Source organism: Paranoxybacillus vitaminiphilus (assembly GCF_003259935.1).
Taxonomy (GTDB): Bacteria; Bacillota; Bacilli; order Bacillales; family Anoxybacillaceae; genus Paranoxybacillus; species Paranoxybacillus vitaminiphilus.
The window spans coordinates 82,675-98,845 of sequence record NZ_QLMH01000012.1 but is presented as its reverse complement, the minus strand read 5'-3'; the positions used below and the strand labels follow the sequence as shown (position 1 = coordinate 98,845).

Genomic DNA, 16,171 nt, shown 5'->3' with positions numbered 1-16,171 from the left:
TCCGGAACAATCCGCAAAAATTTTGCACATTATTTCCGAATCCGCCTGAAATAATTTGAAAAAGGGATTCTGAAATAATGTGCTAGTTTACAATTGGCTAATGCGATCGTTTAATTTTTGTTTCAATTCCTCATAGTTAAGATAAAAACTGATACGATCAATTTGTTTATATTGATAACCGTTTTGTTTCAATTCCTCATAGTTAAGATAAAAACTATCTAAAACCGGCTCCGCGGTTGCTGCCGATCCGTTGTTTCAATTCCTCATAGTTAAGATAAAAACGAAAATTAACTGGAGTATTTAAACCAAAAACCACAAGTTTCAATTCCTCATAGTTAAGATAAAAACGATGGAGGGGTCTGCATGGATGTTTTCATTGACGTTAGTTTCAATTCCTCATAGTTAAGATAAAAACTCGCCACTTTTTCTTGTTCGTCCCAATATTGAAAGTCACGTTTCAATTCCTCATAGTTAAGATAAAAACATTTATTAACTTTATTTCCTCTTTCTGATTATAATTAGTTTCAATTCCTCATAGTTAAGATAAAAACACTTTTATACCAACTTTTTTGGCGGCGTATTTTTGTTTCAATTCCTCATAGTTAAGATAAAAACCTAAATGAACGAAGAAAACAAACAACCAAAAACCGGTTTCAATTCCTCATAGTTAAGATAAAAACACAAACGAAAAGAGGGACACAACGAAACACCATACAGTTTCAATTCCTCATAGTTAAGATAAAAACGCGCGTCATACTGTATTAACTTCGTTTTCGGATCACGTTTCAATTCCTCATAGTTAAGATAAAAACCCGGTTGCCATAAAAATTGCCCGTTATTATCTTTCAGTTTCAATTCCTCATAGTTAAGATAAAAACGAATACTTTTCCTTTATTCGTTAGCTTGTGTGCTGGTTTCAATTCCTCATAGTTAAGATAAAAACAAGTGCCTCGGATAGTGGGGAATTCCTTCGAAGTCCTCGTTTCAATTCCTCATAGTTAAGATAAAAACGTTCGCGAATCCAGCGGGATAGTGGTCGTCATGCTGGAGTTTCAATTCCTCATAGTTAAGATAAAAACTCTTCAATCTTTGAGGATGAAGCGTTGAGTAAAGATAGTTTCAATTCCTCATAGTTAAGATAAAAACACAGCTGCAGTCAAGGTTCCAACGACTCCAACAACTCCCAGTTTCAATTCCTCATAGTTAAGATAAAAACAAAGGAGGAGGAAAAAGAATGAAAAAAATAGCGATTCTGTTTCAATTCCTCATAGTTAAGATAAAAACGAAATTGTAGGATTTGGCGAGCAAAGTTCTGCTCAGTTTCAATTCCTCATAGTTAAGATAAAAACTTAATAAAGTGAATATCGGTAACTTTACTTCGGGATTGTTTCAATTCCTCATAGTTAAGATAAAAACACGGTTTCCGAACAATTAAAACAATATCAAGCAGGTTTCAATTCCTCATAGTTAAGATAAAAACAGAAATGAAAAAGAAAATTGTTGATGAAATGCACAAGTTTCAATTCCTCATAGTTAAGATAAAAACCTCGAAGGGCAAGCATGTCATTGCGAATTTTCCGATGTTTCAATTCCTCATAGTTAAGATAAAAACAAAAATTTCTCGGCTATTCCTTTTTTATAAATATCTATGTTTCAATTCCTCATAGTTAAGATAAAAACGTTGAAGGTGAAAAAATCACTTCAACAAATCACGAGTTTCAATTCCTCATAGTTAAGATAAAAACGATTATTGTTTTGTTTTTTCTAGAAATTTTTTGAGTGTGTTTCAATTCCTCATAGTTAAGATAAAAACTTTCAGCTCCACCGACTGTCCTCTGGAATTTGTGAAAAGTTTCAATTCCTCATAGTTAAGATAAAAACCTCACTGAAAATCTCGGTGCAATTCGAAAAATCGCCGAAGTTTCAATTCCTCATAGTTAAGATAAAAACGCAGTAATAGACATCATTTGCCCAATCGGAACAAAAGTTTCAATTCCTCATAGTTAAGATAAAAACTGAATCCAAGTGCTGATGTAATACCGGCGCTCGTAAGAGGTTTCAATTCCTCATAGTTAAGATAAAAACACACTTTGGGAAGATGAAGACCTTTACCGTTTCATGTTTCAATTCCTCATAGTTAAGATAAAAACGCAGCTGGGACAACAGCTTGAGCCTCTTGACGAGGAGTTTCAATTCCTCATAGTTAAGATAAAAACTTCTCGCTCGATTCGGTCGCGACGTTAAACAGGTGAAAGTTTCAATTCCTCATAGTTAAGATAAAAACAAATGCCACACCGCAATTCCCCAAGAGTCTTCCACAGTTTCAATTCCTCATAGTTAAGATAAAAACTGATTTCATGACTGAAACATATTTAGAAGTTTTAAGTTTCAATTCCTCATAGTTAAGATAAAAACACAAAACAACCAAAAAATTTGTCGAATGTTGTATAGTTTCAATTCCTCATAGTTAAGATAAAAACTCACTTAGGCGATTTCCGGAATTCGAGTAACTAGAGGGTTTCAATTCCTCATAGTTAAGATAAAAACCCAAGAAATCGCTGATATAGTAGCGTTTTAATAAAAATGGAAATCATGTTATTTTCATTTTAATGCAAATGGAATATTTTATCAATGCTTTCTTTTTCATTTATTTCCTTCTCTTTTCTCCCTTTTTCTTTCAAAAGCAAATTGTCGTCGATCCCCCGGGATTTCTGCACGATTGGAGGTCGACGACAAAAACTTGTATATCATTGAGATAGAAGCTTTAGAAGGAGAAGGTAAACAAAATCAGCATTCTCGATGAGCATGAAAAAAAGTGATTATCAGACGGTTTGACCTTGATTTGCATCGGGAAACCGCCAAAGAACTTGGCATTTCAAAGAAGCTACGTCTAACTGATTGAAAAGCGAGCACTGATAAAAATGCTTCCGAATTTTATCGAAACGAAAAAGAAAAGCGGAATAAAAACAACTATGTAAAATAAGGAAACAATCGTTCACAGTGATTACTCATTTTTCTGTTTAACCAGCCGTCATCAAAATTAACCTTAATTTTGGTACTCTTATAAAGAAAAAAATCCATATTTAATACGTTGCAACTATTAATAACCGTATATGTTTAAATATGATGTCAATCTGAAAATTTGCTAAACCGCAACTGCATCTAAATGTGCTATACTTTAGAAAGCAAGAGAAATGATTCCATAAAATAGGGAGGGGATATCTATGAAAATAACCAGAGAAATGATCGAAAAAAGTTATGATTACGCAAAAAAAGTCTACCATAAAAAAATCGATAAAACATCTGCTGCTAATAGTCTCTATAGAGAAATTGGAATGCACCAAGGCAGTGCTTATCATTATATTGAAGCATTTTGTTCGATGATGCAAGGCAAAAAATATACCCGAACGATTAATACCGAAGCTACTCGTTACTATTTAGAGAATATATATAAAGATTATGGTGTAGATCAATTACGAATAGCTTTGAAAGCAGTCGAGCAACATACAGATTATTATGGAAAACTAGGTAGAGGAAATTTAAGAAGTATTGAAAAACTGGTAAACGAATATAAAACACAGTTAGGTAAAATGTCTTAAAAAAGAAATTCCCTGATTCAAGTAACGGAATTCGATTGTTCAATAAGCATAACAGTCTATAGAACTTTATTGATAGTTGACTAAGTATAAAAACAGTCACCTTATGATAAGATGGGTGAAAAATCAACAGCCAATGATAACAGAACCTCTCCAAAAGCTGTTACATTTTTCTTCGAGTAAAAGCCCTGCTGAATAGATAATAATTTTACGCTGTACTTTTCTTACAATATCAAAACATTTGAAAACACCGGAGAAGATAAGGAATATTTAATTTTCATCTGTACGATTGGCCTTATTAAGGCGATTGAAAGCTATTAACAAAACTTGCCACCTATGCGGCCCGATGTATTGAAAACGAAATATTGATGCATCTTCGTTCCTTAAAAAAAACAAAAAAAGATGTCTCCCTTCACGCCCAATTGGTCAGGATGAGGAAGGCAACGAAATCATCCTCCATCGATATATAACTACAAGTACTTACACCAACGCTTCTCTTGTAGAAGATAATTCTCGCCACATTGATTGCTTTGCTAATTTTTTTTGTAATTTTCTATTTCTTTCAGTAATCTATTAATCGTATTTTTTTGACCGCTATTGTATGAAAGTAAATGTAAAATATACTGGTTAAGACTAACACCTTCTTGTTTGGCTTCTTGCGCTAGCTGTTTGTGCATACTTTTCGGTAATCTTAACGTAAACTTTCCGCTATATTCTTCATCATCAGGCTGTTTAGATGGAACAGGAATAGTTATTCCCCTTTCAATCGCTTCTGTTAACCATTCAAATTTTGCATCCTCTAAATTTTTTATCGCTTCTTCTGGAGTCTCACCATCTGACATACAACCTTTTAACTCTGGAATTGTAGCTAACCATCCCCCGCCATCTTCTTCTGAAATAGGTTCTAAATGAATCTTATATGCTAACCCCATATAATATTCTATAGCACTCATAGTATTTATAATGAATCCTCCTCACTTGTATTTTGTTCAATGAGCGAGATAATCCTTTTAACATAAACTGGTTTTACTCTGTTATGATGGACCGGGACAGTTACCATGGTATTTTCTGTATCATTTTCATAATAAACTTTGTAGTGACTTCCTCTACTCGGCGGTTTAACTGTTAAACCATAATGTTCTGCAATCGTTCTAAGTTCATCCCATTTTATATCATTGGGATTGATAAGTATCCTTTCGAATCTCTTCCTTATCTTAGACAAGGTTATCTCTCCTAAATTTATTATATGCATAAACGTTGAAAATGATACCAAATATAATACCAGTCCATGAGATTTCAATATATAAAATACCATTAGATATTTACTTAAGTCAACAGATATACAAGTTTATCTGACAGGATGAACGAGCCCGATCGTCCAACAGCTATCGGCAAGCAGTTGTACAACAGCAGCGTTCCGGTATAGCCTCTTCATGATTTGAAGTTTCATAAGTTTATTTAATAATCACCACTTCTCTGCCTTTAACGCTCAAATGTTTATGCAAACTGTCCACAAGAAATCATCCACTTATCTCAACAAAAAACCGCACCACTAATGCTTGATCGATGGTGCGGTTTCATCCATGCAGTTCGTTCATTATTTATATGTTTTCGTTCCCGACTTCTTAATTCCTTTCGCCACCCTTTTGTTGATTCGGAGAGAATCAGATAACCCATTTAACAAACAGTCGATGAAAATCAAGTCTTTAAACTGTATAATCTTCCCTGCTCTCAGCGGCCCGGTCGTATACGATATCTTCGACACTTACATGGCCGCACATTAACTCTGCCTGCCGCATTACGATATCTAATGCATGTTTTGCTTGCTTTGGCGGATAATCGTATTTTTTAAGAAGCCGTTTAATAATCCGCCGCATTCCAGCTTGGGCACTTTTTCTAATGCTCCAGTCAATGGTGATATTGGCCCTGATTGAGCTTGTAAGCTCCTGGGCAATTTTCTTTAATGTTTCATCCGTCATGAACTCTTTTACCGCTTCATCAGCCGTTAAAGCGTCGTAAAAGGCAATTTCATCTTCAGTTAAGCCTAAATCTTTTTCCTGCTCTCTTGCTCGTTTCATTTCTTTTGCCATTTGAATTAACTCTTCGATCACTTCTGCGTTCGTAATCGCTTGGTTTTTGTATTTGTTAAGAGCTTTTTTGAGCTTTTCGGAAAATTTTTCGGACTTTACTAAGTTTCTTTTTTCCATTGACTTAATATTGCCTTCCAAAAGCTTTCGCAACATTTCAACGGCAAGGTTTTTATACTTTAACTCTTTTACTTCTTGCAGGAACTCCTCTGACAAGATGGAAATATCAGGTCTCTTTATTCCTAATGCATCAAATACATCGATGACTTCTTCAGATATGATAGAACGTTCGAGCATTTGTTGAACGCGCGCTTCAATTTCTTTTTTCGATTTCTTTGGCGGTCCTTTTATGTCAAGCTTTGTTAAACTTGCCTTTACGGCTTTAAAATAACTGACTTCCAGCGCATATTTTTTCCCTTCCTCAGTTGCCGCGCACAGCGAATGGGCTTTGGCTAATTCGACCGCAAACTGCTTAAAATCTTTCTGCTCTTTTTCCGGCTTGCCTAAAATAAAGTTCATTCCGCCTGTAATCGCCCGAATTCTGGCCGCTTGGGAAGTTCCCATATAATCTGTATAGTCAAACCCGTGCATCATTCCTCTTAAAACTTCCAGCTTCTCCATCATAACGGCAACCGCTGCGGAAGTATCAATGCCTGTATTTTTCTTATCACTGTCTGTATATTGACGCAACGCCCTCTTTAAGCTTTCAAGAATGCCTAAATAGTCAACAACTACTCCCCCCGGTTTATCTTTAAAGACTCGATTGACCCTTGCGATGGCCTGCATGAGATTGTGCCCTTGCATCGGCTTATCAATATACATCGTATGCATCGACGGAACATCAAAGCCTGTGAGCCACATATCACGCACAATGACAATCTTAAGTTCATCGCTGTTATCTTTCATTCGTTTCGCCAATATATCTCTTCTCTGCTTGCCGCCAATATGTGGTTGAAGTTTGTCTTCATCGCCGGCGCTGCCCGTAATCACGACTTTAATTTTTCCTTTGTTTACATCATCACTGTGCCATTCTGGTCTTAGCTTGACGATTTCGTCATAAAGGTCGACACATATTCTTCGGCTCATACAAACAATCATCGCTTTGCCGTCAATCGTCTTCGCTTTTTCTTCAAAATGCTCGACGATATCTTTAGCAAGCTTTTTCAAACGATTAGGCGAACCGACAACCGCTTCAAGACGTGACCACTTTGATTTATATTTTTCTTTTTCAGTTTGTTCCTGCCCTTCAGTGATTTCCTCAAACTCATCATCAATTTTCTTTAGTTCTTCATCATCTGTTTCCAGTTTAATAATTCGATTCTCGTAATAAATTTTAACCGTTGCCTCATCTTCTACCGCTCTTGTCATGTCATATATATCGATATAATTTCCAAATACCGCTGGAGTTGACTTGTCTTCCAGCTCGATCGGTGTTCCGGTAAAGCCAATAAAAGAAGCATTAGGGAGGGCATCTCGCACATATTTGGCAAAGCCATACTTTACTTCTCCCGTTTTCGTATTTGTCTTCGCTTCGAGCCCATATTGACTGCGATGCGCTTCATCAGCAATAATGATGACATTTCTTCGCTCTGTTAAAACAGGCATTTCACCTTCTTCAGGCATAAATTTTTGAATCGTTGTAAAAATGATTCCTCCTGATTCTCTGCCGTTTAACAAATCATACAGCCCATTTATCTCTTTTGCCTTTTCTTTCGCTTGTTTCTTTTTCTGCTCGTCTGTTAATCTTCGAACATGCGCTTGTTTCGGAGTTTGCCGTAAAATTTCTTCTGATTTTGCAAATGTGCTGTACAACTGGTCATCTAAATCATTTCGATCTGTAATAACAACAATCGTCGGATTATTTAATTGCTTTACTAATTGTGCTGTATAAAAAACCATTGTAAAACTTTTTCCCGAACCTTGTGTATGCCAAATGACACCGATTTTTCTGTCTCCTTTTTCGCTGACGGCTTCTTTCGTTTTTTCGACTGCTTTTTTCACGGCAAAATATTGATGATAAGCCGCAAGAATTTTAATAATTGTCTTTTTTTCGCCGATTTTCTTTCCCTCTGCATCTTTTTCCTCTTCTTTCACTTCTTGAAAAAAAATGAAGTTTTCAATAATGTCAAGCAGCCGTTCTTTCGCCAGCATTCCACGGAACATTACTTCGTATTGCGGAACATGGAGAGGCTCAATCGTCTCGCCATCCATCGTGCGCCAATTCATAAATCTCTCATAATCAGAAGTAATCGTTCCTGCTTTAGCATTAATCCCGTCGGATAAAATACAAAATGCGTTATAGTAAAAAAATGATGGTATATCTCTTTTATATGTTTGAATTTGCGTATACGCATTTTCAATGCCGACCTTTTCATCGCTGGCCGATTTCAATTCCACAACTACTAAAGGTATGCCGTTAATGAATATAACTAAATCAGGCCGTCTCTCTTCTTTTTCAATGACAGTAAATTGATTAACTGCTAAAAACTCATTATTTTCAGGATGATGAAAATCAACAATGTACGCTTTCTTTGTTCTTATTTCGCCGTTCTCGCGAAAAGTTACTTCAATCCCATCAACGAGCAAGCGGTGAAAATAACGGTTGTTCTCTTCTAATATAGGACTGTTAAACGTAATGATTTTGCGATACGCTTCTTCTAAAGCTTCTTCAGGGAGGTCCCGGTTGATTTTAAATAACGCATCTTTTACACGCTGTTCGAGGATGACTTCTCTATAATCTTTTCTTTCAGGATACCCGCCGTCGCATGAAATGTCCGGCCCGAAAGCATACTCATACCCCAATTCCCGAAGGATTTCAATCGCCGCTTCTTCTAACTTATCTTCTGTAAAATTCTCCAACAAACTCACACCTATCCTCTCCCCAATAACGATTGTCTGAATAGCTCTTAGAGTTGTGCAATCTTGGGTTCCGCACTGTGAATGATTTGCCGCTTGTTCTTGTTCCTGCTAGAATTCTTTTCCTCAAGCTTGGCTACCGTATTTCCAACTTCATTAAAACAGCGCCTTACGATTCTAAAGGCACACGGATTTCGCCTGACATGAGTTTTGGGAGTAGAATGTCCCTTATTTCCCTAAGTTTCTTTGATTCAACTTTTATATTTACTATTTTTTCAAATATAGGCTTGAATATTTTGTTTGCTTTAAGGTAGATGTCTTCTGATGGTATTAAAACCTTAGCATCTGATAAATCTTTTCTTTTTATATGCCCCATTGTAGTTGCTTTACTTTCAGCAATCCTTATAAACCGTTCTAAATGAATTCGAATCCAATGATAATAAAACCACTTTTCGTTGTTTTTGGATGTTACTTTAAACAAATGCTGATTTAATCCACATTTACCACCACACCATATATCTACTAATAAGCTGCCAGACCATGAAAAAATAATATCACCGTCATCAACAATATATTTCCTTTCGATATTTTCTGAACATTTATCACTATTATTATCAGTAAATCCTTGTCTTAACTCTCTAATTTTCAACACTGGTAGCCATTTTTCATCTTCTTGTGGTCTAAATTTCTGCATCGCTAATCCATTTAAAAAATCAGCAATTTCATCCAAACCTTGTATTTTCCATCCTTTTGGAATCATCCCTATCTCACTTTCAACCATTTCTCCGCCACTTGATTTATAAGGCTCGCCATTTTCATTCGGAAATTCAAAATCAACAAACCAATGTTTAAAAATAGCTTGTGCCATTTCTTCGAGTTTTGTGTTAATTTCATTATTAGTTTCTATTTTTTTGTGTAGAGATAGCAATATATTAGCTATTTTCTCTTGTTCTTTTATTGAAGGTAGTACGATTTTTAATGAAGCTAGCATAGAATTATTTAAACTTGCTCTAGTGGTCATTGATGACATACTATTAACTTGGCTTCTAAACTGTGGAGACCTAAAGTAGAAGCCAGCATATTCTGGCAGTATTTCAACATTATTTTTGGGCCTTAATCTTTTTGTGAATCCATTAAATGTCGCATTCGGATAATCTTTTAAAGCAACAGAGCTCATACCTAGTTCATCTTGTTTTTCACTTGTCCTTGTTAAGAAGACATCTCCTTTTTTTATCGAGTATTTTTCTCTTTCTTTATCTGTTGAATTAACAAGTTCTGATAGTTCATTTGGTACAAAATAATTGTTAAATACATCTTTAAAAGTTAAAAAATCATAACCGAATCCAAACTCTTCTCTTTTTTTGGATAAACCAGAGCTAAATTCATATACTTCATCTAACCTATAAGTTTTCCAGCTTTCACAGACCATATCCAATCATCCTCAGATTCTTTCTAATCTCATCCTCTAGACGCCTTGATTTTGCAAATAACTCACTTAGTTCACTCGTCAAGGCCGCCATTTTTTCTTCAAAAGGAACATCATCGTTTTCCATATCAACGATCCCAACATATCTACCCGGTGTTAATACATATTCATGCTCACGTACTTCGTCTAATGTTGCCGACTTGCAAAAGCCTTTTATATCTTCATACTGACCGTTTATATTTCTCCAGTTATGATACGTTTCCGCTATTTTCTTAATATCTTCATCCGTTAATTCCCGATGTGTCCGGTCTACCATCACTCCAAGATTTCTCGCATCAATAAATAAAATTTCTTTTTCCCTGCTTCTAAATTTCGGATTGTCTTTTTTATTGCGGTTTAAAATCCATAGGCAGACAGGGATACCTGTTGAGTAAAACAGCTTATCTGGAAGAGCGACAATTGCGTCGACTAAATCCGCTTCTAACAAGTTCTTTCTAATTTCGCCCTCATTCGACGTGTTGGAACTTAATGAACCATTCGCAAGAACAACCCCCGCAACCCCATTTGGCGCCAAATGGTAGATGATATGCTGCAGCCACGCGTAGTTTGCGTTGCTTGCAGGCGGGATGCCGTATTTCCAGCGAACGTCATCGGTTAATTTGTCGCCGCCCCAATCGCTGACGTTAAAAGGAGGGTTGGCTAAAATGTAGTCTGCCTTTAATGTTTTGTGCAGGTCATCGTGGAATGTGTCGGCATGATGTTCGCCGATGTTGCCATCCAGCCCGCGAATCGCAAGGTTCATTTTGCAAAGTTTCCAAGTCGTTGAGTTTAGTTCCTGTCCATAAATGGAAAGATCGCTCACTTTCCCTTGATGCTCTTCGACGAACTTTTCGCTTTGCACAAACATCCCGCCGCTGCCGCAGCACGGGTCGTAAATTCTTCCTTTATACGGTTCAATCATTTCGACTAATGTTTTAACGACGCTTGTCGGAGTATAGAATTCTCCGCCTCCCTTTCCTTCCGCACTGGCAAACTTGCCAAGGAAGTATTCATATACTCTTCCAAGCAAGTCTTTTTCATCTTTATCATGCAATTTAATCGTCGAGATTAAATCAATTAGCTCGCCGAGACGCCGCTTATCTAATTCAGGGCGTGCATATCGCTTATCTAAAACCCCTCTTAAGCTTGGATTTTCTTTTTCAATCTCAATCATCGCTTCATCGATATATTGTCCGATTTTTGGATCTTTCGCGTGGTCTTTAATGAAACTCCATCTTGCCTTTTTCGGAACCCAAAATATATTTTCCGCTGTATATTCATCGCGGTCTTCTTCAAAGCCTTCTCCTTCTTCGACAAGCTCATTATATTTTGCTTCGAATTTATCAGAGATGTATTTCAAGAAAATAAGACCAAGCACAACGTGTTTATACTCGCTTGAGTCCATACTGCCTCTTAATTTATCCGCTGCTTTCCATAGTGTTTCTTCGAAGCCGATGTTTGCTGTTGCCATTTGTATTTTCTCCCTTTCTAAAAATTATGATCATCAAAAACTTCAAACAGTTCACTCTCGAATTCGTCCTGCTCCGGACCGGAAGAAACCCAATCCGGTAAAACTTCACAATAATGTGCCAATGCTTCAACCGTTTTATGTAAAATTGGTTCGTGCTGCGCTTTTTCCAATAGCTCCACGATTAATTTAAACGTATCTAAATATGGGTGATCATCAACGATTTCAATTGCTTGTTTAAACTTTGATACTAATTTCGCTTTTTCAATGCTCCGCTCAATCGCGTTGATTTCATCTTTATCGTATATCGGCACTTCAATAATATCGTTCATATCACCAATCATAAATTGCTGTTCATAATTTTTAATGACCGGCTTTAAATCCCGCTTTAGCTTTTCTTTTTGGATTTCTAATTTTTCAACTTCTGTTAATTCTTTAGTGAAATATTCTTCTTCAATTCCAAACATTTCTTTTAAAATGGGCAAATATTTTTTAGGAATGTTTTGCTTTCGTTTAATCCATAAATTAATATTTTGTTTTTTTATTCCTAACCTTTCCGCAAGCTCAATATGCTGCATATTGTATAAGCTTAAAATATACTCCAATCCAATCAATGAACCACATCCCTAGGGAAAAATTGTCTTGGCCAATATAAATTTATTCTAGTTTAATTTATTGTCTCAGTCAATAAACTTTTGTTTTAAAGTTAATTTATAAACCTATAAACTCTAAAAAACCACAATACCAAGAGGATTGTAAACTGAAAAAAGAAAATGTCGTCAATCCCCTAAGCACTTTTGTGTGATTGGAGAGTGACGACAGTTGAAACGTTTTAATCAATAATGCGGAACATGCCAAACCCTTGGGAGTTCCGTCCACCCAAACCAGTATTATATAAAAACGTCAAATACTCTGGAGATGATTTCAAACGATATCTTCCTAACCAAGCCGTAACGTAAAAATCTTTAAATTTAGTAACCACTTTATCTTTACGAGTTACTTCCAGCGGCTCGATGATTAATCGTGATAGTGGTTTTTGATGATAAGCCGCTTCGTATTTATTCACAAAATTTCTTTCAACCAATTGGGAGAACATAGGATCCAACGGTTGAAAATAGTGTGTTTTTCTTTTGCCATCTAAAGAGGAATAAGTAGAATAAACAGTTATTGGTGAAAGCATTTCAATGATGACTTCTTCTCGTTCAACTTTTTTGTTTTCAACTTCAATACCTTGGATTAAACATCGATTGTTCCCTAATTCCAGTTCGGTTTGATTTGTGAAGCGATCGATTAACTCTTTTCCCATTTCAGTAATAGCGGTCCCGATGTGACAAGTGACTTCATCGTAAAATACAATTTGCTTTTTATCTATTTGCAATTCATGTTTTCCAAGCAATCGGCTAAACGTAAACAATTTGAATGTCCGTTTTTCTTTTTGATACCCTTTGTTATGGATGAAATCGGACAAATATTGCGACCGCATTGAGTGATATAACATGCCTTGAACAGTTGATTGATAATGAAGAGGCAATGATATTTCTGAAGTTGAAGGTTTCAACTTCAACGTAATTCTCATATAAAAATCTACCTTCTTTCTGGTGCACAAATCGCATTGAATTTGCAGAGATATCTTATGAAGAACTTAACACTTTATTTAACTTACTGCCATAGAAAGACCGATCGAAAGGATAGAAATCTAAGTAACTTTTTGATTGCATATTATGCTTTTGTAAAATGAAGTGTAAAAAATGTTCAGCGGATTTCACTGCCAATTCTGCATCATCTGCCTTAACTGGTAATAATCCATGAGCCGCATAAGAACTATTTCGTAACTTGCGAAGATATTCTAAATTGTTGGATAGCGATTGTTTCTTTTTGCCTGCTACTTCAACTACAATTTGATCCATCTCTCTCACATATTGTAGGTTGATTTCTTTTAAAACTTTAGCTGCTGAACTTAATGTTAATTGTCCATTAGATGAGTGCTTCATGGCTACTGCTTTATAGTCTTCTTTTGAACTTTTATTAAGATTTTTGGGATTTACGCCGATTCTTCTTAAAACATAAAATAACCCTTCTTCATAAATTCTCCAGAAGCGAGCAAGTGCATCCGCATAATTTCCTTCTACATAACGACGCAGCATATTATGATATAAATCTACTAAAATTAACCCAATGTCTAACTTACTACTGTATTGACCATCCTCAGTCACAACTTCATAAATCTCACGTAAAGAACCCAACACTTTGAGCTGTTCATCTACTATCGGTTCCAATTCAATAAACTCTCTTTTAATCGATGCCTTTACTTCCTTTAATTTATTATAAGCGTCTTCATACCGAAGCATGTCCCAATACATATATCCCTGTACTAGATGTGTTAAAGTTTCCGCAAGCTTTTGCCGACTTCCATATTGTGTTACTTCTTTCGCTAAATAAGAAAGGCGATCTGCAGCTGTAGAAAATTGATATTTATTTAGTAAATCCTGAATCTGTCTAAGTATATTTTCTTCTTCTAAATAAGCTATATTTACTTCCTTTACTCGCTCTTTCTCCTCAGCAAATTGGGGAGCGACAACTTGATACAATTTCCCTTGAATGATGCGTGAAAAAACGAGTAACGCCCAACACATTTGCATTTGAGGAGTACCAGAAGAAATTGAAACAAGGTACTCTACATGTTCACGACTCGTTTCTTGAACAATTTTACGAATGATTTGACGCATTTCTTCAATAATTTCTTGCACATCTGTTGGATTCATTACTTGAATAGGGATTATGGAGATATGAACCTCTTTTCCCATTTCTTTTGCTAAACCAAGAATATACTCTTTTGTTTCCTCCGCATTTTCTTCTGTATCACTTTTACTTGTTGGACTTTTCACCGTTGGAAATAAATACACCCAATCCGGTTGTAATGCCTTAAAAGCAGCAACTATCGCTCCCTCTGTGCCATCGTTCGCCAAAGGATCTCTATTTCCAACGAAACTAAGCAGTATTTTCATATCGAGCTTTTCTCCTTTTTTATATATTTTGGCAGTTTAATAGGAATGGCAAATGCGTATCCATATTGAACAACTTCGTGTAAATATGGATGTATATTTTCGACCATCCGTCCATAAAAAGGAAATGGCTTGTCTACACGAAAAACGGCACCTGGTTTAATTCGGGTAAACGGTTTTTTAAATGGGGTGTTTCCTAAAGAATATGTATTTCCAACCTTCCCGTATTTTGTTTCGATTTGGTACCATCCGCTGACGGGATCTAATTTTTTAGGAACTCCATGGCTAAGCCACAAAACCGCATCCCCGCCAGATTGCGCCGTATCTAAGTCTGAACGTTGTTTCATTCCAAGTATAGAGAAACGGCCGAACCCAATGCTTTTTTTCTTTCCAAATCCCTCTACTGATACTATTTCAAAAAGATGTAAGAGCTCCTTAATAACACTTTCGCTTTCTGCTCTTACAAATATTGAAAGTAATTGAAAGTCTTGAAGGTACATTGACTCCAGTTCATAAACCCCGTTTTCTTGAAGAGAGTGCCCTAGTTCGCGGTCAATGGTGTTATGCAGAGATACACTACGCTTATAATCTACTAATAAGTCTCTTTCGTGTTCTTCATGAAGTATAGTTTCGTAATTACCGGTAATGACTTTTAAAAACATATTTTCCGTAAAATACTTAACTTTTTTGAGCATTTTACCTTTTTTTGCTTGTTCAAGTTGTTCCTCAAATGTATGCGCTGCTCTTTCTGGTGGCGGAATCATTGGTTTAGGGTATAACCCTTTTATCCATGCATCCGAAAGTATAAACGGCGGTCTTCCCTCCTTAAAAAGAAGGAGCCAATCCTCAAACGATTCTTCTCCATTTAACTCTTTGTAAACCCACGCTAAATGCCCAAAAATGGTATCAGCATGCCATGGTGTAAGGAACGGGCTTTGCAAGCGAACGGTTATTTCATAAATTTGCAAAACACTCACATCCTTAAACAAGCTCTAATTCTCTCAATGTTTTTGCATCTTTTTGAAGCTTTTTAATAAAATTGAAAGAAACTTTTCCATATCCTCTGCTTCCAGATCCCCCTAAATAATCATGTTCTAGTAGCTTTAATCCGTGAGCAAAAAATTCAATCATTTCTTGTTCGTCGTCACCGTCATATACTTTTAAAACGAACTCCACTGTAAATTCAGTCCCAGCAGGCACTCGCTCAAGTCCTCTTGGTGTAGCGCTCATTTTAATGCGATCAATTGTATTTTCCCATTTATAATCAGCAAGATTCAGCCCTTTTTCTAGTTGAAGTTGTGACAACTTTTCTTCCCATTCTTTTGTAAGGTGAGCATCGCGAACAATTAAACGAGAAGGTCCTAGATGATGTCGTGGATTTTTGTGTGGGCCAAATACTTTACATACAGTGCAAAAGCGTGCAGCACATCCACACGGTTGTCCATTTCTCCTCTCTACTCTTTTTCCTTCTTTTGTTTCAAACCGACCGTATATCGATTCTAAAAGAGAACGCATTTTTCCCTTTAGTGAAGAACCTGGAACGTATGGTAATCCACTGATTGGATCTCGAATAATTGGGTTGTCTACTCCGCCAATTTCAATCGACTCATTAGATCCGCCGATACGTAACCCCGTTTCACATTTCATAATAGCTTGCACTTGAATGAATTTATTTAATTTCATGTATCATTTCTCCT

11 protein-coding genes, 1 pseudogene and 1 CRISPR repeat array are annotated in these 16,171 nt (G+C 36.2%); of the genes and pseudogenes, 2 read left to right on the top strand and 10 right to left on the bottom strand.

From position 1 onward, the window contains the following. Positions 1-119: 119 nt before the first annotated feature. Positions 120-2,547: direct repeats of the CRISPR family, unit length 30 nt; unit sequence GTTTCAATTCCTCATAGTTAAGATAAAAAC. A 677-nt stretch (positions 2,548-3,224) separates the two neighbouring features. Both B0I26_RS13255 and B0I26_RS13250 read left to right on the top strand, forming a co-directional pair. After that, positions 3,225-3,599, top strand: coding sequence for a hypothetical protein (locus B0I26_RS13255; protein ID WP_111645901.1), 375 nt, complete (start codon positions 3,225-3,227; stop codon positions 3,597-3,599). Positions 3,600-3,830: 231 nt separating this feature from the next. Further along, positions 3,831-4,053, top strand: a pseudogene (locus B0I26_RS13250) (sigma factor); the annotation flags it as partial. A gap of 76 nt (positions 4,054-4,129) precedes the next feature. On the opposite strand, the gene B0I26_RS13245 reads toward B0I26_RS13250, so the two are convergent. From B0I26_RS13245 to csm3, 10 genes are all read right to left on the bottom strand, one after another. Continuing rightward, the gene (locus B0I26_RS13245; protein WP_111645900.1) at positions 4,130-4,549 is read right to left on the bottom strand and encodes a type II toxin-antitoxin system HicB family antitoxin; all 420 of its coding nucleotides are present in this window, start codon (positions 4,547-4,549) and stop codon (positions 4,130-4,132) included. Positions 4,550-4,554: 5 nt separating this feature from the next. Beyond that, positions 4,555-4,818, bottom strand: coding sequence for a type II toxin-antitoxin system HicA family toxin (locus B0I26_RS13240; RefSeq protein WP_181502901.1), 264 nt, complete (start codon positions 4,816-4,818; stop codon positions 4,555-4,557). Between the two features lie 484 nt (positions 4,819-5,302). Continuing rightward, complete coding sequence (locus B0I26_RS13235; protein ID WP_111645898.1) at positions 5,303-8,551, bottom strand: type I restriction endonuclease subunit R; 3,249 nt, start codon at positions 8,549-8,551, stop codon at positions 5,303-5,305. Positions 8,552-8,708: 157 nt separating this feature from the next. Next, positions 8,709-9,968 carry a restriction endonuclease subunit S gene (locus B0I26_RS13230; protein ID WP_111645897.1) on the bottom strand — a complete coding sequence of 420 codons (1,260 nt, stop codon included), beginning with the start codon at positions 9,966-9,968 and terminating at the stop codon, positions 8,709-8,711. Continuing rightward, positions 9,958-11,475 (bottom strand): class I SAM-dependent DNA methyltransferase, encoded by a 1,518-nt coding sequence (locus tag B0I26_RS13225; RefSeq protein ID WP_111645896.1) that lies wholly within the window; start codon positions 11,473-11,475, stop codon positions 9,958-9,960. The genes B0I26_RS13230 and B0I26_RS13225 overlap by 11 nt, the downstream gene beginning before the upstream one ends. Before the next feature lie 17 nt (positions 11,476-11,492). Further along, complete coding sequence (locus B0I26_RS13220; RefSeq protein WP_111645895.1) at positions 11,493-12,086, bottom strand: helix-turn-helix domain-containing protein; 594 nt, start codon at positions 12,084-12,086, stop codon at positions 11,493-11,495. A gap of 218 nt (positions 12,087-12,304) precedes the next feature. Beyond that, entirely contained in the window at positions 12,305-13,048 is a 744-nt protein-coding gene (gene cas6 / locus B0I26_RS13215; protein ID WP_111645894.1) for a CRISPR-associated endoribonuclease Cas6, read from the bottom strand. 55 nt (positions 13,049-13,103) lie between these two features. Further along, complete coding sequence (locus tag B0I26_RS13210) at positions 13,104-14,477, bottom strand: RNA repair transcriptional activator RtcR family protein (RefSeq protein WP_111645893.1); 1,374 nt, start codon at positions 14,475-14,477, stop codon at positions 13,104-13,106. Further along, positions 14,474-15,442, bottom strand: coding sequence for a type III-A CRISPR-associated RAMP protein Csm4 (gene csm4, locus B0I26_RS13205; RefSeq protein WP_146612812.1), 969 nt, complete (start codon positions 15,440-15,442; stop codon positions 14,474-14,476). Before csm4 ends, B0I26_RS13210 begins: the two co-directional genes overlap by 4 nt. 13 nt (positions 15,443-15,455) lie before the next feature. Beyond that, entirely contained in the window at positions 15,456-16,157 is a 702-nt protein-coding gene (gene csm3, locus B0I26_RS13200; protein WP_111645891.1) for a type III-A CRISPR-associated RAMP protein Csm3, read from the bottom strand. Positions 16,158-16,171 lie beyond the last annotated feature (14 nt).